Annotated in this window: 24 protein-coding genes, 1 tRNA gene and 1 pseudogene; 14 read left to right on the forward strand and 12 right to left on the reverse strand. The window is 67.8% G+C overall.

Annotation, left to right across the window (positions count from 1 at the left end; genetic code table 11):
• The first annotated feature begins 462 nt into the window (after positions 1 to 462).
• The 4 genes from HD596_RS16350 (at position 463) to HD596_RS16365 (ending at position 3,994) form a co-directional block, all read left to right on the forward strand.
• Positions 463 to 993 carry an NADH-quinone oxidoreductase subunit B gene (locus HD596_RS16350; RefSeq protein WP_185070067.1) on the forward strand — a complete coding sequence of 177 codons (531 nt, stop codon included), beginning with the start codon at positions 463 to 465 and terminating at the stop codon, positions 991 to 993.
• Positions 994 to 1,505: 512 nt separating this feature from the next.
• Positions 1,506 to 2,036, forward strand: a complete 531-nt coding sequence (locus tag HD596_RS16355; protein WP_313044259.1) for an NADH-quinone oxidoreductase subunit C — start codon at positions 1,506 to 1,508, stop codon at positions 2,034 to 2,036.
• The gene (locus HD596_RS16360; RefSeq protein WP_185070068.1) at positions 2,029 to 2,970 is read left to right on the forward strand and encodes a complex I subunit 1/NuoH family protein; all 942 of its coding nucleotides are present in this window, start codon (positions 2,029 to 2,031) and stop codon (positions 2,968 to 2,970) included. Before HD596_RS16355 ends, HD596_RS16360 begins: the two co-directional genes overlap by 8 nt.
• 58 nt (positions 2,971 to 3,028) lie before the next feature.
• Entirely contained in the window at positions 3,029 to 3,994 is a 966-nt protein-coding gene (locus HD596_RS16365; RefSeq protein ID WP_185070069.1) for a hypothetical protein, read from the forward strand.
• Positions 3,995 to 4,266: 272 nt separating this feature from the next.
• Here HD596_RS16365 and HD596_RS16370 read toward each other — a convergent pair whose 3' ends face one another.
• Positions 4,267 to 5,649 carry a serine/threonine-protein kinase gene (locus tag HD596_RS16370; RefSeq protein WP_185070070.1) on the reverse strand — a complete coding sequence of 461 codons (1,383 nt, stop codon included), beginning with the start codon at positions 5,647 to 5,649 and terminating at the stop codon, positions 4,267 to 4,269.
• Positions 5,650 to 5,962: 313 nt separating this feature from the next.
• Between HD596_RS16370 and HD596_RS61760 the strand changes: the two genes are divergently transcribed.
• From HD596_RS61760 to HD596_RS16410, 8 genes and pseudogenes are all read left to right on the forward strand, one after another.
• A complete protein-coding gene (locus HD596_RS61760; protein WP_246556254.1) occupies positions 5,963 to 7,288 on the forward strand; it encodes a 4Fe-4S binding protein in 1,326 nt (441 codons plus the stop codon).
• Positions 7,285 to 8,088, forward strand: a complete 804-nt coding sequence (locus HD596_RS61765) for an NADH-quinone oxidoreductase subunit J family protein (protein WP_313044263.1) — start codon at positions 7,285 to 7,287, stop codon at positions 8,086 to 8,088. Before HD596_RS61760 ends, HD596_RS61765 begins: the two co-directional genes overlap by 4 nt.
• Positions 8,088 to 8,369 (forward strand): annotated as a pseudogene (nuoK, locus tag HD596_RS16385) (NADH-quinone oxidoreductase subunit NuoK); the annotation flags it as partial. The gene HD596_RS61765 and the pseudogene nuoK, both read left to right, overlap by 1 nt.
• A gap of 566 nt (positions 8,370 to 8,935) precedes the next feature.
• Positions 8,936 to 10,828: an NADH-quinone oxidoreductase subunit 5 family protein gene (locus HD596_RS16390; protein WP_185070071.1), complete on the forward strand. Its 1,893-nt coding sequence runs from the start codon at positions 8,936 to 8,938 to the stop codon at positions 10,826 to 10,828.
• 175 nt (positions 10,829 to 11,003) lie between these two features.
• Positions 11,004 to 12,878, forward strand: a complete 1,875-nt coding sequence (locus tag HD596_RS16395) for a complex I subunit 4 family protein (protein WP_313044266.1) — start codon at positions 11,004 to 11,006, stop codon at positions 12,876 to 12,878.
• Positions 12,875 to 14,461 (forward strand): NADH-quinone oxidoreductase subunit N, encoded by a 1,587-nt coding sequence (locus tag HD596_RS16400; protein WP_185070072.1) that lies wholly within the window; start codon positions 12,875 to 12,877, stop codon positions 14,459 to 14,461. The genes HD596_RS16395 and HD596_RS16400 overlap by 4 nt, the downstream gene beginning before the upstream one ends.
• Before the next feature lie 130 nt (positions 14,462 to 14,591).
• The gene (gene htpX / locus HD596_RS16405) at positions 14,592 to 15,443 is read left to right on the forward strand and encodes a zinc metalloprotease HtpX (RefSeq protein WP_185070073.1); all 852 of its coding nucleotides are present in this window, start codon (positions 14,592 to 14,594) and stop codon (positions 15,441 to 15,443) included.
• A 3-nt stretch (positions 15,444 to 15,446) separates the two neighbouring features.
• The gene (locus tag HD596_RS16410) at positions 15,447 to 16,931 is read left to right on the forward strand and encodes a hypothetical protein (protein ID WP_185070074.1); all 1,485 of its coding nucleotides are present in this window, start codon (positions 15,447 to 15,449) and stop codon (positions 16,929 to 16,931) included.
• Here the strand turns inward: HD596_RS16410 and HD596_RS16415 are convergent.
• The gene (locus HD596_RS16415) at positions 16,906 to 17,379 is read right to left on the reverse strand and encodes an NUDIX hydrolase (RefSeq protein WP_185070075.1); all 474 of its coding nucleotides are present in this window, start codon (positions 17,377 to 17,379) and stop codon (positions 16,906 to 16,908) included. The two genes, HD596_RS16410 and HD596_RS16415, sit on opposite strands and share 26 nt — an antisense overlap.
• Before the next feature lie 731 nt (positions 17,380 to 18,110).
• Complete coding sequence (locus tag HD596_RS16420; RefSeq protein WP_185070076.1) at positions 18,111 to 18,602, reverse strand: YajQ family cyclic di-GMP-binding protein; 492 nt, start codon at positions 18,600 to 18,602, stop codon at positions 18,111 to 18,113.
• Between the two features lie 267 nt (positions 18,603 to 18,869).
• Here HD596_RS16420 and HD596_RS16425 point away from each other — a divergent pair.
• Positions 18,870 to 18,951 (forward strand) — tRNA-Tyr (locus tag HD596_RS16425).
• Positions 18,952 to 19,147: 196 nt separating this feature from the next.
• On the opposite strand, the gene HD596_RS16430 is transcribed toward HD596_RS16425, so the two are convergent.
• The 5 genes from HD596_RS16430 to HD596_RS16450 all read right to left on the reverse strand — a co-directional run bounded on the left by HD596_RS16430 (position 19,148) and on the right by HD596_RS16450 (position 21,662).
• Positions 19,148 to 19,495, reverse strand: a complete 348-nt coding sequence (locus tag HD596_RS16430) for a hypothetical protein (RefSeq protein WP_185070077.1) — start codon at positions 19,493 to 19,495, stop codon at positions 19,148 to 19,150.
• A gap of 163 nt (positions 19,496 to 19,658) precedes the next feature.
• The gene (locus HD596_RS16435) at positions 19,659 to 19,925 is read right to left on the reverse strand and encodes a site-specific integrase (protein ID WP_313044270.1); all 267 of its coding nucleotides are present in this window, start codon (positions 19,923 to 19,925) and stop codon (positions 19,659 to 19,661) included.
• A gap of 80 nt (positions 19,926 to 20,005) precedes the next feature.
• Positions 20,006 to 20,398: a hypothetical protein gene (locus HD596_RS16440; RefSeq protein ID WP_185070078.1), complete on the reverse strand. Its 393-nt coding sequence runs from the start codon at positions 20,396 to 20,398 to the stop codon at positions 20,006 to 20,008.
• Positions 20,399 to 20,824, reverse strand: coding sequence for a plasmid replication, integration and excision activator (locus HD596_RS16445; protein ID WP_185070079.1), 426 nt, complete (start codon positions 20,822 to 20,824; stop codon positions 20,399 to 20,401).
• Between the two features lie 121 nt (positions 20,825 to 20,945).
• Positions 20,946 to 21,662, reverse strand: a complete 717-nt coding sequence (locus HD596_RS16450) for a GntR family transcriptional regulator (protein ID WP_185070080.1) — start codon at positions 21,660 to 21,662, stop codon at positions 20,946 to 20,948.
• A gap of 240 nt (positions 21,663 to 21,902) precedes the next feature.
• Here HD596_RS16450 and HD596_RS16455 point away from each other — a divergent pair, with 240 nt between their 5' ends.
• Positions 21,903 to 22,736 (forward strand): NsdA family TPR-like regulatory protein, encoded by an 834-nt coding sequence (locus HD596_RS16455; RefSeq protein ID WP_246554512.1) that lies wholly within the window; start codon positions 21,903 to 21,905, stop codon positions 22,734 to 22,736.
• Positions 22,737 to 22,858: 122 nt separating this feature from the next.
• Here the strand turns inward: HD596_RS16455 and HD596_RS64780 are convergent, their stop codons facing one another.
• From HD596_RS64780 to HD596_RS16470, 4 genes are all read right to left on the reverse strand, one after another.
• Positions 22,859 to 23,086 carry an NUDIX domain-containing protein gene (locus HD596_RS64780; protein ID WP_313047547.1) on the reverse strand — a complete coding sequence of 76 codons (228 nt, stop codon included), beginning with the start codon at positions 23,084 to 23,086 and terminating at the stop codon, positions 22,859 to 22,861.
• Positions 23,086 to 23,277 (reverse strand): hypothetical protein, encoded by a 192-nt coding sequence (locus tag HD596_RS64785; protein ID WP_313044276.1) that lies wholly within the window; start codon positions 23,275 to 23,277, stop codon positions 23,086 to 23,088. The genes HD596_RS64780 and HD596_RS64785 overlap by 1 nt, the downstream gene beginning before the upstream one ends.
• Before the next feature lie 125 nt (positions 23,278 to 23,402).
• Positions 23,403 to 23,657 carry a hypothetical protein gene (locus HD596_RS16465; protein ID WP_185070081.1) on the reverse strand — a complete coding sequence of 85 codons (255 nt, stop codon included), beginning with the start codon at positions 23,655 to 23,657 and terminating at the stop codon, positions 23,403 to 23,405.
• Between the two features lie 368 nt (positions 23,658 to 24,025).
• Positions 24,026 to 24,283 carry a hypothetical protein gene (locus HD596_RS16470; protein ID WP_185070082.1) on the reverse strand — a complete coding sequence of 86 codons (258 nt, stop codon included), beginning with the start codon at positions 24,281 to 24,283 and terminating at the stop codon, positions 24,026 to 24,028.
• Positions 24,284 to 24,551: the final 268 nt, after the last annotated feature.

Genomic DNA, 24,551 nt, shown 5'->3' on the forward strand with positions numbered 1-24,551 from the left:
GGACCCCCTGCACCGTCAGGGACCCGTGCACCGCCAGGACCCGCGCACCGCTGGGGCTCCCGCACCGCGGACCCCTGCACCGCCAGGACCCCTGAACCGCCAGGACCCCTGAACCGCCAGGACCCCTGAACCGCCAGGACCCGGGGCACCGCGGGAACCCCTGCACCGCGGGGACCTCCGTCCCGCCAAGACCCCCTACACCGCCAGGACTTCCGACACCGTCGGCTTCCCCGTCAGCGCCGAGCCCTTCTCCCACTCCGATGCGCCAGCCCGCCACCCCGCCCCCCGCTGCTCGGCCGGATCAGCAACGAGGCCGAGGCGCCCGCGCCAACACGCCGCCCGCCGCCACATCGCCCAGATCCCGGGAAAGCCACGCCACCCCCACCAAGCCAAGAAGTCCCCAACCACCCCCCAACCGAAGCTTCCTTTGCCTGACCTGCGATCCGCGCAAGAATGGTCAACATGGCAGCAACAGACCTCCCGATGCCCACCGTGGGCCCGATCTCCAGGTTGGCGCCCAAGCCGATGCGCTTCGTGCTCAACTGGGGCCGGCGCTACTCACTGTGGGTGTTCAACTTCGGGCTGGCCTGCTGCGCCATCGAGTTCATCGCGACCTCGATGAGCAGGCACGATTTCATCAGGTTCGGCGTGATCCCGTTCGCGAACGGCCCACGCCAGGCCGACCTGATGATCGTCTCCGGCACGGTAACCGACAAGATGGCCCCGGCCGTCAAGCGGCTCTACGAGCAGATGCCCGACCCTAAATACGTGATCTCGTTCGGCGCCTGCTCCAACTCCGGCGGCCCCTACTGGGACTCCTACTGCGTGACCAACGGCGTGGACCAGATCATCCCCGTCGACGTGTACGTGCCCGGCTGCCCGCCCCGCCCGGAGGCGCTCCTGTACGGGATCATGAAGCTGCAGGAGAAAATCGCCGACGAGAAGCTCAGCGACCGGTACGTGTGGTCCCGCCCCCACGGGGAGGACGCGTGACCACCGAGGGAACTCCGAATCGACCGGACAACACCCCGCAGCCCTCGAACGCCTCCAACCCCCACAACCAGCAGCCCCCCGAACGTCCCGAAACCCGCCCGCCCGCACAGTCGTCCGAGCGCCCCGAACCGCGCCCGCCCGCCCAGCCGTCCGAGGGACCCGGAACGCGTCAGCCCGAGCGGTCTGAAACTCGCCCGCCCGCACAGTCGTCCGAGCGCCCCGAACCGCGCCCGCCCGCCCAGCCGTCCGAGGGACCCGGAACGCGTCAGCCCGAGCGGTCTGAAACTCGCCCGCCCGCACAGTCGTCCGAGCGCCCCGAACCGCGCCCGCCCGCCCAGCCGTCCGAGGGACCCGGAACGCGTCAGCCCGAGCGGCCCGAAAGTCGCCCGCCTGCGCAGCCCCCCGAGCGGCCCGAAACCCGCCCATCCAACCAACCGACGCACGATCGCACCCACCAGCCGACGCCGCACCAGCCCACCGAAGCCATTGCCCTCCCTAACGGCCTCACCCAGGTGCAGGCCCGGTTCGGTGACCGTGCCGAGATCTCCGAGTCCTACGGCGACACCACGATCGACGTGACCCCCGCCGACTGGATCGAACTCCTGACGTTCGTCCGAGACGACCTCGGCTACGCCTTCTTCGACTGGCTGACCGGCGTGGACGACCCGCCGGACGCCTTCCTCGTCGTGGCCCACGTCTACAACCTGACCGCCGGAGCACGCCTGCTCCTCCGCACCCGCGTACCCCGCGAAGACCCCCACCTCCCCACCGCGGTAGGCGTCTACCGGGGCGCGAACTGGCACGAGCGCGAGACGTACGAGATGTTCGGCGTGATCTTCGACGACCACCCCTACCTCGTGCCTCTTCTCCTGCCCGACGGGTTCGAGGGCCACCCGCTCCGCAAGGATTTCATCCTCGCCGCCCGCGTGGCCAAGCCATGGCCCGGCGCCAAGGAGCCCGGCGAATCGGGACACGGCGCCCCGAGCCGCCGCAAGACGCTTCCGCCAGGAGTTCCAGCCGACTGGGGGCCGCCCGATGCTTGAAGTGGTGCTGAGCTTCGCCGTCATCCTCATCGTGTTCCTGGTTCTGCCGCTGATCGTCGGCCAGGCCGAGCACAAGGTCATGGCCCACATGCAGTCGCGGCTGGGCCCCATGTACGCGGGCCGTTTCCACGGCTGGGCGCAGCTCATCGCCGACGGGGTGAAGTTCGCGCAGAAGGAGGACGTCATCCCGGCCGCGGCCGACCGCCGAATTTTCATGATCGCCCCCGGTGTGGCGCTCGTCCCGTACCTCGTCGTACTGATCGCCATCCCCATCGACCGGGGCCGCGTGGCCGTGAACCTCGACCTCGGCCTCTTCTTCGTCCTCGCCGTCATGGGCGTCGGCGTCCTCGGCTCGATCATGGCCGGGTGGGCCTCGGCCAACAAATACTCGGTGCTCGGCGGCATGCGTTCGGCCGCCCAGCTCATGTCGTACGAGCTGCCGCTGGTCCTGGCGGCCTCCTCCGTCGCCATGGCCGCGGGCACCCTGTCGATTCCCGGCATCGTCGAGGCGTGGCAGTGGTGGTGGCTGCCGTGGCAGGCCGTCGGCGGCGTCGTCTTCTTCCTGGCGGGGCTCGCCGAGCTGCGCCGTCCCCCGTTCGACATGCCCATCGCCGAGTCCGAGATCATCATGGGCCCGATGACCGAGTACACGGGCATGCGCTTCGCGCTGTTCATGCTCTCCGAGTACGTCGGAATCGTGGTCCTGTCGTTCCTGACCACCGTCCTGTTCCTGGGCGGCTGGCACGGCCCGTTCCTCCCCGGCTGGTTGTGGACTCTGATCAAGGTCTTCGCGCTGTCGTTCGTGGTGATCTGGCTGCGCGTCACGTTCCCCCGGCTGCGCGAGGACCAGCTCCAGAAACTCGCCTGGGCCATCCTGGTTCCCCTGGCCCTGGGCCAGCTGGCCCTGACCGGCATCATCAAAGTTCTCGTCTAGCGTCGAAACTTTAGGTTCGCTTTATTCGTCGTACCTGGGCAGGGGGCCTTTGGGGGGTATGACTGTGGACCATCTTGTCCCGATCTCAGGCGCGACAAAGGGCGAGTTCCGCCCGGAAACCGTTCTGACATCACACGGCCGAACCTTGGTCGTCACTGACAATGCTTCAAGCCATTCCGTACGCGTGACACCTGCGAGCCTCTACCACTACAACTGTCAGCAAGTCACCGCCAAAACCGGCAAACTCCAACCCGTGCAAGGCATAGCCGCCCTGGACGCGGACGGCCTGGTCCTGCTCGACCTGCCGGGCGAGTGGCACAAGCCCGACCTGGACATCTTCGCGCACAGGGCAGGCATCCCCTTGCTGGACGCCCGCTCCTCCCCGCCCGCCCGCGTACGCGCGGTCCTGGCAAGCCGCGCCCCCGGCTGGCAACGCGTACGCGGCCTCCGACCGTTATTCCCGCGCAAATGGCACAAGCCGGTGGCCATTTGCGCAGGAATCGCAGGCATGGCCCTCATGGCCTACCTCGCCTCCCTGGGAATGTGGGCCGCCTGGCGCGCCGTCTCGTCAATCGGCCGCTTTCTCCTGGAAATGTTCGAATCCAAATGGCTGATGGTCGCCTTCAGCCCCGCACTACTGGTCCTACGCCCCGTCCTCGGACGAATAAACCGCTGGCGGGCACGCAGAGGCACCCTCCTGCCCTCATCGGGCCGCGGACCGGACCTCAGAGCAGACTCCTCCGGCACACTCCAGATCTTCCATGGCAATGAGGTCACGGCCACCCGGCGAATCGGCGCATCCCCACGCGAAGCCTTCAGCCTGCTGCTCTATCAGTACGACAGCCTCACCGGCCTCTTCATCCTCGACGTAACCGGCAGCCCTCTCCATCACCTGCCGGGCCGCTGGCTTCCCGAATACGCCCACACCTTCACGAAACGCCACAATCTCTCCCTCGCCGTACACCGCATCTCCCGCGAGGAGTACCTCAACCTCACCAGAGCCACCAAGGACGCCAACCCCTGACCACCCCAGGACAGCAGCTCCAGCCACGCCAAGACCAGCAGCGCTCAGCCACGCCACCAACGCAGCCGAACCAACTCCCGTTGGCGGACACCCGCGATAAACGACACCCACCCGCGCTAGCAACACACCCAGAGTCCAACCGATTGAACGACTCGTCCGATTGAACGGCCCGTCCGGCTGGACAGCCCAACCGGTTGAGGGCCCGCCCAGTTCAGCGGCGCCCAACCAGCCTGAGGGCATGCCCACGATCTACGAACGTCAACGGCAACAACTCAGTGCACGATCGCCAACATCACATCAGACGCCGAAGGCCGATCCTCAGGCCGCTTGTTAAGACAAGACCCCACAACCCCCCGTAAAGCAGGCGGCAACGGCGACAGGTCCGGATGCAGCGTGAGCACCCGGTTGAACACCGCAGGCACGGTGTCCTCCCCGAAGGCCGGCCGCCCCGTAGCCGCGTACATGATCGTCACAGCCCAGCTGAACACATCGGAAGCCGGCCCCACAGCCTCCCCGGTCAGCTGCTCAGGCGACATGTACGGCGGCGTCCCGACCATCTTCCCTGACGTCATCGTCACTTGATCCAACGCCCGGGCGATCCCGAAGTCGATCACCCGAGGTCCATCGTTCCCGATCAGCACATTGCTCGGCTTGAAATCACGATGCACGATCCCCGCCTTGTGGATAGCCGCCAGCGCTCCGGCTGTGGATAACGCCAGTCTGGTCAGACTGTCCTCATCCCGTGGCCCGTGCTTCTTGACGAGCTGCTCCAGCGAGGGCCCCTCCACGTACTCGCTGACAATGTAGGCGTGCTGGCCGGAGATGTTCACGTCGAGCACGCGGGCTGTGGAAAACGTCGCCACCCGCCGCGCCGCGTCCACCTCCCGCGCGAACCTGGCCCGCGCCATCTCATCGACGAGATCGTGCAGCACCTTCACGGCCACCCGCGTCCCGTTGGGCGCCATGGCCAGGTAAACCGCGCCCTGCCCACCGCGTCCGAGCGACTGGAGCACCCGATAGTGCCCGATCCACTCAGGCTCTCCGGGGCGCCGCGGGCGCGCCGCGGGCTCGGTCGTACGCCGCCGATAGTTTTCCCCAGGGCCGGAACGTGGCGGATGGGTCTCGGCGGAGTCGGTACGCCGCTGGTACGTCTCGGCGGAGGCGGGACGGGGCCGGTGCGTCTCGCCCGAGGTGGGACGGGGTCGGTGCGTTTCAGCAGGGCCGGGACGCCGCTGATAGGGGCCAGGCTCCCCATGCCCACGGTGATGGGAGGGCGCGGTCGTCCTCTGGTGCAGATTGGTGTGCGGTGGATGCATCGGCGCCCGAAGCCGCGCTCGCGCCATGACCGGCACCAGGAATCCCGAGTGGATGGCCCCGCCGAGCCAGCTGACGAACAGCCCCAACGAGACCAGCGTGGCCAGCGGCTGGGGAATGTCTTCGAAGGTGTCGTACGCCAGCGCCGAGATCACGAACGATCCGATGCAGACCAGATAGGCGGACGCCGCGAAGACCTGCCAGATGCTCCGCAGCCAGAACGCGGCGAACCCGATGGTGAACGGGGTCGCCAGCCCGCACGTGAACAGGGGCAGGCAGGCCCAGACGACGGCGGCCGCCCACGCCCCGCCACCGGGACGGACCTGATGGCTCTGCTGCATGGCGGAGAGACTATCGCCCCGGCACGGTTCATACCGGGCATGCACACAGCTTGTGGATAACTCCCCGTCAACCTGTGGACGGCTGTGGAAAACCGGGGACCCTGTCCCCACTCATTTGCCTGCGGGACCAATTGCGTCATGATATTGAAGCATGGGGCGGATACCAGGAGTCGGGCTAGCAAAGGGGCTGTCCATCACCCTGCGCCACATGCTGCGCAAATCCGTGACGCAGCAGTATCCCGAGGTCAAGCCTGCCCTCCCGCCCCGCAGCCGCGGCGTCATCGCCCTGGTCGAGGAGAACTGCACCTCTTGCATGCTCTGTGCCCGAGAGTGCCCCGACTGGTGCATCTACATCGACTCCCACAAGGAGACGATCCCGGCCCCCGAGGGCGGCCGCCCCCGCCAGCGGAACGTCCTCGACCGCTTCGCCATCGACTTCAGCCTGTGCATGTACTGCGGGATATGCATCGAGGTCTGCCCGTTCGACGCCCTCTTCTGGTCTCCGGAGTTCGAGTACGCGGAAGGCGACATCCGCAACCTCATCCACGAGAAGGACAAGCTGGCCGCCTGGACCCAGACCGTTCCCCCACCTCCGGCCCACGACCCGGGCGCCGAGCCCCCGAAGGAGCTCACCGCCGCCCCCCGTCGTCCTACCGCCCGTACGGCACGCACAACGGAACCACCCCAGCGCAGCAGAGGTACGGCAGCCACCCCAGCCCCGCCGAAGACCGCGCCGGCGGCGGGAACAAGCGAGACGAGACCCACCCCCGAAACATCGGACGCAGGGCCCACACCAGGAGCAAGGCCCACAATCAGTGGAGAGCGCCCAGCAGGCGTCCCCGGGACAACATCGGAAGCAAGTGTCCCGGGAGAAACGTCCGAGGCAAGGGTTCCCGGAACAACGTCCGAGGCAAGCGGTCCTGGAACAGCGTCCGAGGCAAGCGGTCCTGCAACAACGTCCGAAGCTGGCGTTTCTGGAACAACGCCGGAAGCTGGCGCATCCGGGACGATGCCCGAATCCAGCACTCCTGGAACGAGCGCCTCAGCGACGACGCCCATGCCCGACGCCCAGGACGGGGAGCCCACCGCTGGCGCGCCCGGATCAGGCCCTGCGACCGTTCGGTCCCGCACACCAGGCGGACGCCCACGCCGACCCATCCAGAACGTACGGGGGATCCGTCCTCCAGGCGCCCTCCCATCCCGCGCCAAGGACGACACCTCCACCACACCAGGTGAGACGAACACCGGCGCGCCCAGCTCCGCCCTCCCCCCGGAAGAGGGCCAGACGACCGCATCTCGCCCCGCGGAAGAAGACGAGACGCCCGCAGCCCCCACAACAAAGAAAGACGACACGACCGACGCGCCCTCCCCGCCGGCGGCCACTACCTCGTCCTCCACGGAAGGCGGCGAGACCGGCCCCTCTGCGAAGGAGCCACCCCAGGGACAGGCTTCATCCACAGGACAGCCATCCCGAGAAAAGTTGTCCACAGCCTCGGGCGTCCCGCAACCGAAGCCCGAGCCGGAGGAGCAAACTTCTGCCGCGAGCCCCCGCAGGCGCAGGATGGCCGATCCACGGTCCATCCGACCGCCCGGACGGCTCGGTCCTGACGAGACAAGGGAGTCCGAGGAGGAGTCGTGACCGAGGCGGTGCCCTCCTACCTGTCACCCACCGGGCAAGAGATCGTCTTCTTGCTGCTGGGCGCGGTAGCGGTTGGATCGGCGCTGCTTGTCGTCACGACCAAACAACTCGTCCATGCCGCCCTCTGGCTCGTGGTGTCCTTCGGCGCCCTGGCGGGCTGCTATCTCGTGCTGACCGCCGAATTCGTGGCCTGGGTCCAGGTGCTGATCTACGTGGGCGCGGTGGTGGTGCTGCTGCTGTTCGGCATCATGCTCACCCGGGCCCCCATCGGCCGCTCCACAGACCTGGACAGCGGCAACCGCCTGGTCGCAGCCCTGGTGGCGGTGGCGACCGCGGCCATTCTCGTCACGGTGGTGATCGACGGATTCCACACCGCCTACACACCGTTGACCCCAGGCCAGGGAGCCGCGAAGGAGCTGGGTGCCAGTGTGTTCGCCACCTGGGTGCTGCCGTTCGAGGCGCTGTCCGTGCTCCTGCTCGCCGCCCTGATCGGCGCCATCGTTCTGTCCCGTACGGACATCCCCGGCGGCGCGCCATCCGCTCAGACCGAGCGCAACACCCCATCCCGCGAAACGAGCGTCGCAAAATCGCCAACCGGAAGGGGCCCGGCTCCTGAGCAGGCGAGGGGCCACTCGACCGGGACGAGCACGCGCACGGGTGACAGGCCGCCATCCACCCACAGCGGGCAAAGCTCGCCTGCCCGGCCGGAGACCAGGCCGTCACCCCCCGACACCGGGGACAACTCAGTGCCCGACCGGACCGGGGGTAATCTGCCGCCCGATCAGACCGGGGGTCATTAGTGCACATCGTCTACCCGGCTGTGGTCTCCGCGCTCCTGTTCTCCATCGGCGTCTATGGCGTGCTCGTCCGTCGCAACACGATCCTCGTGCTGATGTCGGTCGAGCTGATGCTCAACGCCGTCAACCTCAACCTGGTGGCGTTCGACGTGTGGCTGGCCGACCGCCTGCACAGCGGCCAGGTCCTCACGCTGTTCGTCATCGTCATTGCGGCCGCCGAGGTGGGCCTGGGCCTCGCGATCGTGCTGGCGCTGTTCCGCAACCGCCGCACCGTCGACATCGACCACCTCCGCGACCTCGCCGAACCCACCGACGAGCCCACAGAAACGCCGGCGATCGCAGGCACTCCCAACGATCCCGCCGACGACGCCGCGCACTCAGCAACACCACCGGTACGAGGCCACGCCATCGCCCCGGAACACCCGCCTGCCCCCACCACGCCTGCACCTGCCGCCTCCGACCCGGCCGCGTCGGATGCCGCCCCATCCGCCACCGCAGGGTCCAGCCTCGCTGAGTCCGTCTCCACGGAGTCCGTCTCCACGGAGCCTGGCCCCACGGAGCCCGCCCCTACCGAGCCCGGCCCCGCCAAGTCCACCCCCGTCGCGTCTGATCCCGCGCCGCCCAGCCCCGCCGAGTCCGATCCCACCCGGCCCGCCAACACGGTTGAACTCACCAAAGGCCGTCCGCCAACCCCCGCCGAGCCCAACCAGCACCACCACCCCCAGTCGGCTCAGCCACCCCAAGAGGCCTCAGACCACTCGGACGGGACAAGCGAGGCCGATCGGACAGGACAGCCGGAGACCGAAGGCGGCCGTGGCGGCGAGCACCCCGTCAAGCGAGGTGGCACCCTGTGACGACCTTCCCGCTCCTCGCCGTGCTCCTGCCCTTCATCGCCGCCGCGGCCGGCCTCCTGCTCTCCCGCTGGCCACATCAGCGCTCAGCGGCGACCCAGCGAGCCAACCCCCGGGCAGCCTGGATCGCGATCCTCCCCACCACGCTCTCGGCGATCCTGGCAGGCTGGCTAGCCTGGGGCCCGGGCGCCGCCTACCTGCACGGCGCGACCACCTCCACACCCACAGGCCAGACGTACGGCACCATCGTCACCGGCGGCGTCCCGATCACGCTCACCCTCCAGGCCGACAACCTGTCGAGCATCCTCGGCATCCTGGTCACCCTCGTCGCCCTGGCCGTACAGGTCTACTCCGTCGGCTACCTCAAGGACGACCCGCGCTACCCCTCCTACAGCGCGTTCATCAGCCTGTTCACCAGCGCCATGCTCCTCGTGGTCTACGCGGGCGACCTCCTGGTCCTCTACGTGGGCTGGGAGATCATGGGCCTCTGCTCGTACCTCCTCATCGGCCACTGGTGGGAAGACCGGAGCAATTCCCGCGCGGCGGTCAAGGCCTTCCTCGTCACCCGCCTGGGCGACGTCGGCTTCCTCTTCGGCATCTTCGTGCTCGGTCTCGCGGTAGGCAGCTTCCGCATCAGCGACGTGCTGGGCAAAGTGCCGGAGATGTCCACGGCTACGCTCGTGACCGCCACGATGCTCCTGCTGGCCGGTGTGGCGGGCAAGAGCGCGCAAGTCCCGCTGCACACGTGGCTCCCCGACGCCATGGCGGGCCCCACGCCGATCAGCGCCCTGATCCACGCCGCCACCATGGTCGCCGCCGGCATCTTCATCGTCGCCAGGCTGTTCCCCGCGTTCCTCGCGGCCCGGCCCACGCTCGACGTGCTGGCCGTCGTCGCGGCCCTGGGCATGCTGGGCTCCGCGCTGGCCGCGTTGGCCCAGGACGACCTGAAACGCGTGCTCGCCTACTCCACGATCAGCCAGCTCGCGTACATGGCAGGCGGCCTGGCCGCGGGCTCCGACACGGCGGCGATCTTCCACCTGCTGACTCACGGCGCGTTCAAGGCCCTGCTGTTCCTGTGCGCGGGTGCGGTGATCCACCACGTCGGCTCCAACCTGATGACCCAGATGGGCGGCCTGCGGCGCGAACTGCCGGTGACGTTCGTGACGATGACGATAGGTTTCGCCGCCTTGATGGGCATCCCTCCAGCCAGCGGCTTCTTCAGCAAGGACGGCGTCCTGCTGGCCATGGACCGCGCGCTGTCCACCGGCGGCCTGACGGACGCGGCCGCGCTCCTCCTGTACGGCTGCGCACTCGCGACCGTGGCCGTCACCGGCGCGTACGCCACCAGAGCCTGGCTACGCACGTTCTTCGGCCAGGCGCGGGCCGTGGCGCTCCCCGAGCCGGAGCCGGGCACGGCCCACGTCGTGGACGTCACCGAGGCCCCCCGCACGATGCTCGTTCCTGTCGTCGTCCTCGCCGTCCCCGCCCTCCTGCTGGGCTTCGCCGGGGACCTGCACCTGGACCTCGGCATGGCCGCCGTCAGCGTCGTGCTCGCCGCCCTCGGCGCCGGGACGGTGTACGCGTTCTGGCGCATTGATCCCATCGCCGACCCGGCCCGCCTGCTGGGGCCGTTGCGGGGGCCGTGCGAGCGAGCGTTCTTTGTGGACGGCCTCTACGCCGCACTGTTCGTACGCCCGGTCCTGGCCCTGGCCGGGCTCGTGGTGCGGACGGACGACGTGGTCGTGGACGGCGCGGTGCGCGCGTCCGTCAGATCGGCGCGCGGATTGTCCGGAGTGCTACGCCTGGCCCAGAACGGCAATGTCCAGCTCTACGTGAGCGGCGTGCTGGCCGGTGTCCTGCTGATCGCAGTGGGGGCGGTGGTCTTCTCATGACGGGCCCGGTGTCGCCTCGGGGCAGGGGCGGTGGTGTTCGCGTAATGGACCACATGGCGCCTCGGGGTAGAGGCGGTGGTGTTCGCGTGATGGGCCCGATGGCGCCTCGGGGCAGGGGCGGTGGTGCTCGCATGACGGCCCGATCGCGCCTCAGGGCAGAAGAGGGGGTGCTGGCATGATGGCCTGGCTCTCCGTCGCGCTCCCGGCCGTGCCGCTGCTCGGCGCCCTCCTGCTCCTCCTCGCGCCGAACCGGCTCCGGCCCCTGCTGCACACGTACGGACTGACCCTGTCCGGCCTGACGCTGGCACTGGCCGTGCTGATGGCGGCCACGTTCGACTACTCACGAGCCGCGCGGCCACAGTTCGAGGTCGACCAGGCGTGGATCCCCGGGCTGGGGCTCCGCTTCCACCTCGGCGTCGACGGGATCTCCCTGCCGCTGATCGTGCTGACGGCGCTGCTGACGTTCCTGTGCTTCGTCTACCTGTGCTGGGGCGCCGCGCGGAAGGGGTTCGTGGGGGCCCGGCCGAGGGCGCTGGTGTTCACGCTGCTGGTGCTCGAAGTGGGCATGATCGGTACGTTCCTCGCCCTCGACCTGCTGCTCTTCTTCGTGTTCTTCGAGATCGTCCTCATCCCGATGTACTTCCTGATCGGCATCTGGGGCGGCGGGGGTCGCCGGGCGGCGTCGGTCAAGTTCATCCTGTACACGCTGCTCGGCTCGGTCGTGATGCTGCTCGGCCTGCTGCTCGTATGGGCCCAGACCGGCACGCTCGACATCGAGGCCCTGAGCGCCGCCCACGGTGCCGGCATGGCGAGGTCCGTGCAGATCCTGGCGTTCGTGGCGATCGGCATCGGCCTGGCGGTGAAGACCCCCATGTGGCCTTTGCACACCTGGCTGCCTGACGCCCACACCGAGGCCCCCACCGTCGGCTCGGTGTTGCTCGCGGGGGTGCTCCTGAAGATGGGCACGTACGGCTTCGCCAGGATCGCCATCCCCATCCTTCCCGAGGGCGCGATGGCGGTGGCGCCGTGGCTCGGTGCGTTCGCCGTGGTGGGCATCATCTATGGCGCTCTGGCCTGCCTCGCCCAGCGTGACCTCAAACGCATGATCGCCTACTCGTCCGTCGGCCACATGGGCTTCGTCCTGCTGGGGTTCGCCACGCTGACCCCGGTCGGCATCAACGGCGCCCTCTTCGCGAACGTCGCCCACGGCCTCATCACCGGCCTGCTGTTCTTCCTCGCCGGGGCGATCAAGGACCGCTACCACACCGCCGACATGCCTTCCCTGGGCGGCGGCATGCTGGCGACGCTGCCGCGGCTGGGCTCGCTGCTCACCTTCGCGTCGATCGCCTCGCTGGGGCTGCCGGGGCTGGCCGGGTTCTGGGGGGAGATGCTGGCGCTGTTCGGGGCGTTCCAGCCGGCGAACGGGCTGCCCCGCGCGCTGTTCCTGACGTACATGGCCATCGGGGGTCTGGGGGCGGTCCTGACGGCCGCGTACTTCCTGGTCATGTTGTCCCGCGTGACCCACGGCCGCCCCCGAGCCCTCTCGGACGAGCGGGAAGGCGTCACACCGGACGAGCGTCCCGTCGTACCTCTCGGCTCGACGGCAAGACGCTCGGCGACGGCCACCCTGGATCCACCCCCGCGACCGGAGCCCTACAGCGGCCGGAACAAGCCTCCGAACACCCCCGAACCCGGCACCCCTCCGGACCACACCGCACCGTCCGGCGGCGAGGCGTACCTGGAAGATGCCGGACCCTTGAACAGCGGCACACCCTCAGACAACGCCCGACCGTCGGACGACGACGCCTGGCCACCAGATGCCAGAGCCGTGAGCAGCGGCGGTGCCCTCACGGGCGGCGCCGAACCTGCCGGCGGTCCTCAGCGGGCTATCGGCGCACCACCGCAGCAGGCCCCGGACGACATCAGGAGTTACGAACTGCTGGCATGGACGCCGCTGGTGGCCCTGATCCTGCTCTTCGGGCTCTGGCCGGGCCTCCTCCTGTCGCTCACCACACCGGCCGTGCAGACCCTGCTGGGAGCCGTCTCATGATCCAGCAGATCGACTACTTCGTGATCGCGCCCCCGCTGGCACTGGCCCTGGTAGCCGGTCTGGTGCTGCTGCTGGACGCCTTCCTCCCGGCCCGCCCCCGTACGAAGCCGGTGCTGGGACTCGTCACGCTGGCAGGCGTCCTGATCGCACTGGCCTTCGTCGTCGCCCAGGCGATCAAGGGCGGCCCGCCGCAGTCGACCTTCTGCGTCCCGGCCGACCTCGCCGGTCCCACCAGGCTCTGCTCCTTCGTGGCGGACGGGTTCACGCTGGTGTTCGCAGGTATGGTGCTGGTCGCGGCCGTGGTGGTTGTGCTGATGTCGATGACCGAGCTGGCGGGCGGCGGCATCCCGGTGGGTGAGTGGTACTTCCTTCTCCTTTGCACCCTCGTCGGCGCGGTCACCCTGCCCGCCTCCCGAGACCTGATCATGCTCGTGGTGGCGCTCGAACTGGTCTCGCTCCCGGTCTTCGCCCTCACCGCCATGAAGCGCTACGACGGCCGGGCCTCCGAGGCCGCCGTGAAGCTCTTCGTGGTTTCGGTGGTGTCGACGGCGATCATGCTGTTCGGCGTCTCGCTTCTGTACGGCATTGCGGGCACGATCTACCTGTCCCGCCTGGCGGTCGTGTTCAGCGGTCAGGCCCCAGCGCCGGGGTTGGCGGAGACCACGGCCCTCGCGACGGCCCAGAGCCTGCCCGCTGTCGTCTCGGTCGGCGTCGTGCTGGTCGTGGCCGGGTTCGCCTTCAAGATCGCCGCGGTGCCGTTCCACTCCTGGGCGGCCGACGTCTACCAGGGCGCCCCGGTCCCCGTGGCCGCACTGCTCTCGGTGATCTCCAAGGCGGCCGGGTTCGCCGGGTTGATCCTCGTCCTGGTCGCCGGACTGGCCGGACAGGCCGCCACGTGGGCGCCCATCGTCGGGGTCATCGCCGCGCTGACCATGACCGTGGGCAACCTGCTCGCGATGCGCCAACGCTCCGCCGTACGCCTGCTGGCCTGGTCCTCCGTCGCGCAGTCCGGCTACATCCTGGCGCCGCTGGCGGTGGCGGCCCAGGGCGTCACACCCCGGCTCGCCGGGGGAACCGGCGCATTCCCGGCCGGAACCAGGTCCGGCGCGGTCGGCACCTCCATGGCGTACCTGGTGATCTACGCCGCCATGAACCTCGGCGCGTTCGCGGTGGTCCTGCTCGTCTCCAGGACCGCCACCCGCAACGAGCTCGACGACTACCGGGGCCTGGCGTTCCGGCGCCCCGCCGCGGGGCTCGCGCTGGCGTTCTGCCTGGTCTGCCTGGCCGGCCTGCCGCCGGGCCTGGCCGGGCTGTTCGCCAAGGTGTTCGTCTTCCGCGAGATCGTGGAGGGCGGCTCGGGCTGGCTGGCCCTGATCATGGCCGTCAACACCGTGATCGGTCTCTACTACTACGCCGTCTGGACCGCGCGCCTCTTCACCCCGCCCACGGCACCGGTTCTCGCCCGGCACCGCCCGACGCCCACCACGTGGCTGGCCATCGGCGTCGCCTTCGCGGCGGCCGTGCTGTTCTCGATCGCCCCCCAACTGATCCTGGACATGACCACACTGTCCGCCTTCGGCTGAGAGACGGGCCATGGGTAAGGAGAAAGTCGCGCTCCGCCCGCAGCTGAGCACGCCGAGGAGCGGCTGGGGAACGAAGCACCGGGTCGTGGTCGTTGGAGGAGGTGAACCCAGACCACGAAGGGGGGAAACCTTGCACCACAACGGTCTGCGCACGGCCATCCTGCTGGGCGGCCTGTCGGCTCTGATTGTCGCGGTGGGCGCGTGGTTGGGCGGCGGCGCCGGTGTGCAGATCGCGCTCGTGCTCGCCCTGGCGAGCAACGGAGTCGCCTACTTCTTCTCCGACCGCATTGCCCTGTCGGCCATGCGTGCCAGGCCGGTCAGCGAGGTGGAGCAGCCCACGCTCTACCGGATCGTACGAGAGCTCTCGACCGAGGCTCGCCAGCCGATGCCGCGCCTGTACATCTCGCCGACGGTGCAGCCGAACGCGTTCGCGACCGGCAGAAGTCCTCGCCAGGCCGCGGTGTGCGTGACGTACGGTCTGACCAAGCTGCTCGACGAGGCCGAGCTGCGCGGCGTGATCGGGCACGAGCTGTCACACGTGTACAACCGGGACATCCTCATTTCCTCCGTCGCTGGCGCGCTGGCCACGATGATCACCTGGATCAGTTACGTGGCCGTGTTCTTCGGCGGCTCGGACGATGACGAGGGGCCGGGCTTCGTGGGTGCGCTGCTGATGATGGTGCTCGGACCGGTGGCGGCCGGGATGGTGCAGATGGCGATCTCCCGGACGAGAGAGTTTCAGGCCGACGAATCGGGCGCCAGGCTCACGGGCGACCCGCTCGCGCTGGCCTCCGCGCTCCGCAAGATCGAGATGGGTGCCCGCAGGCTTCCGCTCCCCGAGAACAGCCGCCTCACTTCGGCCTCCCACATGATGATCGCGAACCCGTTCAGCGGCTCGGGCTTCGGCCGCCTGTTCTCCACGCATCCGCCCACGTCCGAGCGGGTCGCCCGCCTCGAGCGGATGGCCGGCTACCGCCGCTGACCGATGCGCCGATTAACCAAGGCGGAGCGGAGGCTCTGGAACGCGTTCCCCGCGGGGCAGACCGTCGAGCTGGGCCCGGTCAAGATCGGTCCGTTCCGCACGGCCGGCGCGAACGCTCCCACGGACGGCCACACGTGGGGGCCCGAACGTTCGATCAGGGCGGAAGTGATCGCCCAGTTGCTCCTCGGCGCCCGTGACACCGGCACCGGCTCGGTCCCGGCGGTACGTCTGCGCGGCGCCCGGATCACCGGCCGGCTCGCGATCGTCGGCGGCACGATTCCGTACGAGCTCAACCTGATCGGCTGTCACCTGGACGAACCCATCCGTTTCACCGGCTCCACCACCCGCACCGTACGCGTGACCGACTGCCACCTCCCGGGCCTCAGCGGCGGCGGCATGCGGGTGGCCGGGCACCTCAGCCTGTCCGGCTCGAACATCACCGGCACCGTCGGCCTGAGCCGGTCCCAGTTCGAGAGCGGGCTGTGGCTGGGCGGCACCAAGGTGACGGCCGACGACGACGAGGGATGGGCGCTCTACGCGAACGCCGTCGTCGTGGACTCCGGCACGTACATGCGCAACGCCGACTTCACTGGAGCAATCGGCCTGGTCGGCGCCCGCCTCAACGGCGGACTCTTCCTGGACGGCGCAACCCTCCGCAATCCCGGCAAGCAGGCCCTCATCGCCGACAACATGGCTGTCGAGGACATCATGCGCTGCACCGACGGATTCCTGGCATTGGGCTGCGTACGGCTACGTGGAGCGCGCATCAACGGGACGCTCTCGCTCGACGGAATCATCCGAAGCCCGGACACCCGCTACGCCCTCCACGCAAGCCACATGGAGCTCCGCGAGCTCTACCTCAAGCCCGCAGAGCCCATCGAAGGCGTCGTCACCCTCGCACACACCACTCTCGGCACGCTGCACGACAATCCGGACACCTGGCCCGAGAAGCTACGCCTGAACGGCCTCACCTACGACCGCCTGCGCGGCTCCGGCGTAACCCGCCGAATCGACTGGGTGACCCGGGATCCGGAGGGGTTCAGGCCGCAGCCGTACGAGCAACTGGCCGCCTGGTTCCTCAGCGACGGCAACGACGCGCTCGCCCGGCGCACCCAACTCGCCAAACTCCGCGCCCGCCGGCAGACGCAGGGCCTCGGAAGCCGGGCGTGGGGGCGGCTGCTCGACGTCGCGGTCGGGTACGGCTACCGCCCCTGGCTGGCGGGCATGTGGTTCGCCCTGCTCCTGGCGATCGGGACGGTCGTCTTCGCCATCAACCCCCCAAGAGCGCTCAAACCCTCCGAGAGCCCCGATTTCAACGCCTTCGCCTATACCTTCGACCTCCTGCTCCCGATCCCCGCATTCGGGCAACGAGAGCTTTTCGACCCGGGCGGGTGGACGCAGTGGCTCGCGTACGGACTGATCGTCTCCGGCTGGATCCTGGCCACGGCGCTGATCGCCGGCGCTACGCGGGTCCTCCGCCCCCAGTGATCTCGCGCAGGATGGACGCGAGATTCGCCGGGAAGAAGACCTCCTGGGTGCTCTCGAGCTCCGCCGCGCTCCACCACCGATAGGCCGTCGTCGTGTCCTTCTCGATCTGCTCCATGTGATCGAACGACACGACCACATCGGCCCCCACCCAGAGCGCGAAGAACGTCTGATCCTGCGTGATGGCGTAATCGGACCAGTTGAACTCGATCACGCTGTTCCCGTACGGTCCGCTGAGCTCGTCCGCATTCGCCCGGATCCCGACCTCCTCGAACAACTCCCGCGCCGCCGCCTCCCGCAACGTCTCACCGTCCTCCGTCGCCCCGCCGATCGTGTACCAGAACGGCTCATCGGGCCTGGCCGGATCGAAGCCGTAGAGCAGCAGGACCCGATCTTGATCGTCAATGGGCAGGGCACGCGCCGTGAAGCGGCGCAGGGGGATCTTCGTCACGATTATGGAGCTTACGATCGAGCCCGGACATACTCATTCACGCCCACACCGCGCTCGAGCGGAATGCCGGGCTCAGCCTGAGCCGCCGTGAGCATATCGGCGGCTTTGACCGATACGGCAGAGCAGTTTGCCAACGTGCCGAGGGTGCTCGTAGTCAGGCAGTGGTTCTTTCGCACCGGTCCTGGATTCCGCCGTCCTGCCCGCCGGACCTACACCGCAGCGCCGGCCGATGGACGAAACGGCAGCTGATTGAGGGCGTCCGGTGCAGGTGGGAGCGCGTAGTCGATCATGCAAGCAGGCCACTCCGCGGGACATGGCATTAACCAGCACGATTCTCATTGGGCCGTGACCACCTAGCTCCGGCACGCTCGCCATCCGCTACAAAGCCGCCACCCCACATCGCCACAATCAACGAGTAGCCACACCCACGTCTGGCATACGGCCTCCAGACCGCGCATAGGGCCGTTGGCGACCAGCGGTGGGCGACCCACCTCTGACCGGCCTGCATCACTACCCACGGACCCATCTGGCCGACCCACAAGGGAATTTCGACCAAAGGCTGAACCGAGGACACGTACACACGCGGGGGGCGGCCCGAGGCACAGGAGAAGACGCGTGCCCTCGTGGACAGCGCGCTCGACCGTGTGCCCCGGATGTGCCCTCCGAGCCCTCCGAGCCCTGCGGAACGCTGGAACGCCAAGTCAGAAGCCTGAAGCCAGAAGTAGGCCCCGCTAGCGGTAGTTCACGAACTGGAGGGCGATGTCCAGATCCTTGCCCTTCAGAAGGGAGATGACCTCCTGGAGATCGTCCTTCTTCTTCGAGCTGACCCGAAGCTCCTCGCCCTGAATCTGCGCCTTGACCCCCTTCGGCCCCTCGTCGCGAATCAGCTTGGAGAGCTTCTTCGCGTTCTCCTGGTCGATGCCCTCCTTCAGGCTGACCAGCATCCGGTACTCCTTGCCCGACAGCTTGGGCTCACCCGCGTCGAGGATCTTCAGCGAGAGGCCTCGCTTGACCACCTTCTCCTTGAACACGTCGAGAGCGGCATTCGCCCGCTCCTCGCTGTTCGCCTTGATCTCGATGTTGTTCTGCCCTGACCAGCTGATCGCGGCCCCCGTACCCTTGAAGTCGAAGCGGTGCCCGATCTCCTTGACCGTCTGGTTCAGAGCGTTGTCGACCTCCTGGCGGTCGATCTTGCTCACGATGTCGAAAGACGAATCGGCCAAAACACTCATCCTCTCAGCGGCGAAAGCACTACCCGGATCCTGCTTCCCCGGCGTACGCGAAACGCGCGGACCCAGCGCACGAGCCTAGCCAGCATCGGCCCGCCGCGCAGGACACCGCTCCCCGTACGGAGAACCGTCCAGATTCGCGCTCCCTTCCACCCGTTTCGGCGCGATGCCAGACAGAGATCCGGCGCGCACCCAACCGTTGTCACGTACACCTCGGAAGTCCGCTATCCTTCTATCTGTCGCCGCGAGAGCGGATGGCAAGGCAGGTTGCCCGAGTGGCCAAAGGGAGCGGTCTGTAAAACCGTCGGCTCAGCCTACGCAAGTTCGAACCTTGCACCTGCCACACGCAGTAAGCGCAGCTCAGAGGCCCTTCGGGGCCTCTTCTGCGTTTCAGGGGTATGCAGCCGGATGCCGCTCTGAGCGGCCGGTTGTCGCTGGTCCACCAATATACGTGCAATGATCTTGAGCGCGTTTCCGCAGCTCGGACTCCGGATTCGGCTGGCCGTAGCCTCATGCGTGGGCGTGACCTGTCTGCTGAGTCATGGACGGAGGCATTCCATCTGTGGGTCGTAGCAGACCAGGCCGCGCTCGTGAGCGAGGTCGGCGGCGAACTCGGAGACCTCCTCGGCCTTGCTGTAGGCCATGCAGAAGTAGACGATCGGACCGCTGGCTTCGGGGCTCACGGACCACGCAGCGCCCGCGGAGTCATCGGCCTCGTCGAAGTCAGGCCATCGTTCGAGGACGGCCGCGACATAGGTGCTGATTCGAGAGGTAGGCGGCGTGTCGCCATCTTGATCCATCAGCTCCATGAGTGCTTCGTAGACGTCTCCGGCGATTTCATCGTTTGCGGGTCTTTTCCCTTCCCAGACCGCAAGGTCATAGCTCATGGAAACCTCCGGGTGAAGCTGTTGATCATGGTTCGGCTCACGGTACACGGGTAACCGCACGCTCAGTGTGTCGTAGGACGTGGCGCCTAGTTGATCGCAAGGCCACCGAACAGCACAAGGTCCCGGATAACGTCCGGAACCTTGTCGTCGATATGGTCGCACTTCATGCGGCCAGCGCATCGCCGATCCGCTTGTTGGCAATCTCCTGCTGGCCGTCGATGCACTTGGCGTAGACCCGCAGCAGGACATCGACGCTGTGGCCGGCTCGTTCGGCCACGTCTGGGGCTGAGACGCCTGCATTGAGCCAAAGGGAGACAGCCGCGTGCCGGAGATCGTACGGCCGTTTGGCGAGCGGAGAGGCGGCCTGGGCAGGCGTGAAGGCCAGCAGTCGGGCGTCCTGCCAGACCTCGGTGTAGGCGGTTGAGACCACGACGCCGCCGCGTTCGCTGCCGAAGATGCGGCCATTCTTGGCTGTGCCGTACTCGGCGACGTGCTCGCGAAGGATCTTGACTAGTTCTGGCGGGATGAGGACCGGGCGGACGTCTTGTCTGCCCCGGTGCTTGAGGCCACGTCGACGCCGACGTGCGGCGTGGACTCCGGTCGCAGGGACAGGGTGACGTAGGTGTAAGGGCGTTGACTCATGCCAACTCCCTGTCCGTCGGGCAGGCCGTAGAAGCTGCGCTCCAGCGAGCGGGCGAAGCGGTGGGCCTCGCGGGCGAGCTGGCGCGCGAACTCCAGGTCTTCCACGGTCACGGGTCCGTTCGTGGTGACCAGGACAGAGATGGCGCCGAAGTCGAGTGCCAGGACGGGCTCACGGCGGGTGAACGGGTGGTTGAGGGTGCGGGCGGCGTGCCCGGTGGTCAGTCGGATCACGCTGTTGCGCGGGGTACGGCGTCGGGTCATTTAGGCGGCGTCCTTTCCGGCCGAAGCCTTGCTCTGGGCGGGTTGGGTGGTCTGGCGGGGTGCGTGCATCTCGCGGACCTTGATCGAGTACGCGAGACGGCCGGCGGCGTTGACGTACGGCGTGATGGACATGCCGTCGAACTCGACCGGCGTGAACGGCAGGCCCGGCATCGGCTGCGGGGGCACCGGCTGAACGGGGGCCAGGATCTTGACCGCCACCGTCTTCTGGGCGGGTTTGAGGGTCGGGTCGCCGTCCATGACCGCGACCTGCCAGACCAACTCAGCGGTTTGCTTGTCGCGGGCCTGCACGAACCGACCGTTGGACGAGGCGTCGAAGTCCTTGACAGGCTCGACCTCGCCGCCGATGTAGCAGCCGTGCGGGAAGACCATGGTGTAGGTGACGGGGATGGGTCCCTGGATTGCCATGTGTTCCTCTCGATAGCGGTGGAGAGCCATTCGTTCGCTCGTCCACTTGTCCGTATGAGTTGAAAGTAAGCGATCGCAACTCGTCCGCACAAGTGGATGACAGGTAAGTGGCGAGTAAGAGTTAGCTCACCTTGAAGACATCTTCGAGCTCGTGCAGGCTCCCCGGCAGAGCCAGGCTCACCGCCATCAGCACGTTGCCGGCCGGATCATGCACGGTGGCCAGCACGCCGAGGACCGGGTTGGATGACCCGAGCAACTCGGCTTCTTCCTGAGTGGGCTTGCGCGCGCTGACCCGCTCGGTGATGTGATCGAAGCGCAGGTGCTTGACGGCCTGGAGGTGCTGGCGAATGCCGCGCCGCAGGGGTTCGGGCTTGTCCAGGTCGGTGCCGATGGCTTGCTCCAACGGCACCCAGAATGTCTCTACGGCCGAGATCACGTCCGCCTGTCGAGCCACCCGCTTACGTATGATCACTGGGGTTTGCTCGGCGACGCCCAACAGACGCGCTATATGCCGGGGGGCTGGAGCGCGGCCGGCTTCCACCACCGCATCGGCGCTCTCGCCCTGCTCGGTAGTCGCCTGGCTGGGCCGTACCCGCTCGGCCGCGCTCTCCGGACGACCCTTCACAAAGGAGCCACGCCCATGCTCGCGCTCGATCCAACCCTGCATGGCCAACGTCTGAAGGGCACGCACTACCGTGGTGCGGCCGACGCCCAACTCACGCACGAGCTGTGTTTCGGACGGCAGCATGTCGCCCGGGGCGTACTCGCCCGACTCGATACGCTCTTGAATAGCCCGCATCACCTGGGCGTATTTCGGTGGGGCGAAGTCCATGCTCATCTCAACCGCCCGTTCGCTCTTGCACTCATGCGCACAAGCACAGTACCGGCTAAGGATGTGCTTGTCAGGCCTCCTCGGGGTGCAGAAATAGTGACCGCGCTACCCTCTCTACGAGAGACATCGGGGAGCGTGAGGCACTTCGCGCACGTCTGGAGGACAGTGGGGGAGAAGGCCGGCGCCCGCTCTGGAGAAGTCGGCCACATACCCCTGGACGACGGTGTCAGGCTCTCACATCGGATCATGGATAGAGAGGTCATCCCAGGCAACAGCCCAACGCCGTACACCTTGCGGCAGGGTCTCGGAGGCCCCGCCATCGCCGACAAGATGCACGCCCAGATGGCCCAGATCCAGCGCGCCCACCGCCACGCCATCCGCCCCGGCCTCCGCGCCCAGCTGGCCCACCTACTCGCCGAAACCGCCTCACTCGCGGGATGGCAGGCCATCAACACCCTGGCACTCAACGACGCCTGGACGCACTACGAGCGCGCCAAGGCCGCCGCATACGAGGCTGATGACGCGGCCCTGCTGGCCTATGTCTCTGGCGAACAGGCGTACGTCCTCATGGAGCTCGGCCGCCCCGCCGAAGCCACCGAACTCCTGCAGCATGTTCACGAGCAGCACCGCGCCCACGCACCGGCTCGCCTCCGCACCTGGCTCTCAGCAGCCGAAGCGGAAGCCGCCGCCATCCTCGGCGACGAGAGCACCTGCCGCGCGGCTCTCTATCAGGCCGCCGCCCTTCTCCCCGAAGGGGACGGCGACCCGGAAACGCCGTACCTGTCCATCAACGCCCACCACATCGCCCGCTGGCGCGGCAACTGTCTCGTACGCTTCGGCGACCCAGACACCGTCGAAGACCTTCGCTCCGCCCTTGCCGGTATGGACGGCACCTACAACAGAGCCGAATCCGGCGTACGCTGCGACCTCGGCCACGCCCTCCTGGCCGCCGGCGACCCCGAAGCCGCCCAACCCCACATCCAACGCGCCCAGCAACTCGCCACCATGACCGGCAGCCGCCGCCAACGTCGCCGCATCGACGAACTCGCGAAAGCCGTCAACCACGCCCTCGGCCGTTAAGCCACACCTGAGCCTGAAGCAACCCGATCAACGTCCCAGACGTCCAAATGTCCCCGCGGGAAATCATGCCGGGAACCTCCGCCATCGGAACCCACTCGATCCGATCGGCCTCCACCTCACCCTCAGGCGAGCCCACCAGCTCGGCCCCGCGCGCCACGAACAGCAGGTGCTCCGCATCCACCATGCCGGCCATCGGCTGAGCTCACCAGGCGCTCGACGTTCTTCGGCCGATACCCGGTCTCCTCCTCCACCTCCCGGGCAGCGGTCACCATCGGATCCTCACCGGCTTCGACCAGCCCGCCGGGTAGTTCCCACCCCCACCGATCGAACACGAACCGATGCCGCCACATCAGCAAGACCCGATCCTGCTCATCGAGTACGACCGCGCGATGGCGGCCCGATCCAGATGCACTACGTGATGCTCGAACCGTTCCCCGCCGGGGATCTCCACATCGGCCAGCCCCAGCCGAATCCACCGGTTGTCGTAGATCAGCCGCTCCCCATGCACGACCCAGCGCGTCAGCTCAGCGTCGTCAGCCACACTGCGAAGCTACCGTCTTGCTCGTTCCCGGTACATGGCTAGAGCCGAGACAACGACATCAGACATTGTGGCGCTTGTGCCTGGCCACAGGCACCGCAACCCTCTCATCCCAGTTCAATAGTTAGCTAGATGGACTTCACCCAGGAACGGGCCACATTCGGAGGCATCGCCAATTCCTCCTGTACGAGCCGGATCGCCTGTTCTTCGTATCCGCGAACCTTTAGTTGGCGCACACGACCGGTGAGTTCGGTGGCCCTGACGGCGTCCGTGTACTTGAGGACACGGCGCTGCCGAAGTATCCGAACGGCCATCACGACCCAGAAGACGAGGAAGCAGGCGAAGAGCCCTAAGAAGCCCAGAGGGACCACGGTGTCAAGCATGAGCTGATCTTAGGTGTCGGGGGCCGAAATCTACGAGATCATTCATCGCTTTTCGGAAGTGCCTGGCTACAAGCCAGCAGAACCGCCTCCTGGATGTCGGCCTGAATCCGTTTCCGGATCTGTGCCTTCGGATCCAGCGAAGGCCGGCACGGCGCGATCTCGCCTGCCCTATGTTTACCAGCCAGCGACCCCAACCTCCGTCTCTTATGGGAAACCCTCATCGTGCACTTCTGCATGCGCTTGCCGAATTGTTCCTATAGGGATCAAGGCGGCGGCTGCGCCGCCGCAGCCCGCGCGGTTCCCGCGCGAGCTGCGGCCCGGGGGCCGGTCTCGCGCGGGAACCGCGCGGGCCTCAGCACAGGACCGGCCTACTCGCAGTACTCGTCCTCACGCCGGAGCCGCGTCTCTGTCCACGTCTGATTCACGCACTTGCCTTCAGCCTCCACCCAGTGGCCGGCCTGGCACTCGTTGTAGATGCCAAAGACCTCAGGCAGCGTGGCCAGCGCAGCCTCCTCGCGGTACTCCGGACGAGCACGCGGACCCGGATCACGCGAATACCGCTCGCCCTGTACCCATTCGAACAAGCGGCAAGGACCATCCTGGCCCTGCCAGTTGTCGTCCATCAAGACGTCACACCAGGGACAGCGCAGAGACGGAACCGGCATGTATCTGTCGAACATCCCCATGGACAACCGTCTCCGATCATCGGCCTCCGGCGGGGGCGCTCCGGCTCCGAGATGATCGCCGCGCGGTGTGCCAGGGCCGTGGGTGGCTGAGGTGGAAGCCTGATCATCCCGCCCACCATCGACCCGGGACAAGCCGAGCATGCCAGGGCCACGGGGCCAAGGTCGTTCCTCCAGTTGGGGGCTCCACCTTGTCCCCGTGGCCCTGGCA

Origin of the sequence: Nonomuraea jabiensis, from assembly GCF_014204795.1 — a bacterium.
Taxonomy (GTDB): Bacteria; Actinomycetota; Actinomycetes; order Streptosporangiales; family Streptosporangiaceae; genus Nonomuraea; species Nonomuraea jabiensis.

Coding starts and splice junctions, on each gene's coding strand:
- HD596_RS16350 (WP_185070067.1), top strand. CDS start 463: ATGGCAGCAACAGACCTCCCGATGCCCACCGTGGGCCCGATCTCCAGG.
- HD596_RS16360 (WP_185070068.1), top strand. CDS start 2,029: ATGCTTGAAGTGGTGCTGAGCTTCGCCGTCATCCTCATCGTGTTCCTG.
- HD596_RS16365 (WP_185070069.1), top strand. CDS start 3,029: ATGACTGTGGACCATCTTGTCCCGATCTCAGGCGCGACAAAGGGCGAG.
- HD596_RS16370 (WP_185070070.1), bottom strand. CDS start 5,649: ATGCAGCAGAGCCATCAGGTCCGTCCCGGTGGCGGGGCGTGGGCGGCC.
- HD596_RS61760 (WP_246556254.1), top strand. CDS start 5,963: ATGCTCTGTGCCCGAGAGTGCCCCGACTGGTGCATCTACATCGACTCC.
- HD596_RS16395 (WP_313044266.1), top strand. CDS start 11,004: ATGATGGCCTGGCTCTCCGTCGCGCTCCCGGCCGTGCCGCTGCTCGGC.
- HD596_RS16400 (WP_185070072.1), top strand. CDS start 12,875: ATGATCCAGCAGATCGACTACTTCGTGATCGCGCCCCCGCTGGCACTG.
- HD596_RS16410 (WP_185070074.1), top strand. CDS start 15,447: ATGCGCCGATTAACCAAGGCGGAGCGGAGGCTCTGGAACGCGTTCCCC.
- HD596_RS16430 (WP_185070077.1), bottom strand. CDS start 19,495: ATGAGCTATGACCTTGCGGTCTGGGAAGGGAAAAGACCCGCAAACGAT.
- HD596_RS16440 (WP_185070078.1), bottom strand. CDS start 20,398: ATGACCCGACGCCGTACCCCGCGCAACAGCGTGATCCGACTGACCACC.
- HD596_RS16445 (WP_185070079.1), bottom strand. CDS start 20,824: ATGGCAATCCAGGGACCCATCCCCGTCACCTACACCATGGTCTTCCCG.
- HD596_RS16450 (WP_185070080.1), bottom strand. CDS start 21,662: ATGAGCATGGACTTCGCCCCACCGAAATACGCCCAGGTGATGCGGGCT.
- HD596_RS16455 (WP_246554512.1), top strand. CDS start 21,903: ATGGATAGAGAGGTCATCCCAGGCAACAGCCCAACGCCGTACACCTTG.
- HD596_RS64780 (WP_313047547.1), bottom strand. CDS start 23,086: ATGTGGCGGCATCGGTTCGTGTTCGATCGGTGGGGGTGGGAACTACCC.
- HD596_RS16465 (WP_185070081.1), bottom strand. CDS start 23,657: ATGCTTGACACCGTGGTCCCTCTGGGCTTCTTAGGGCTCTTCGCCTGC.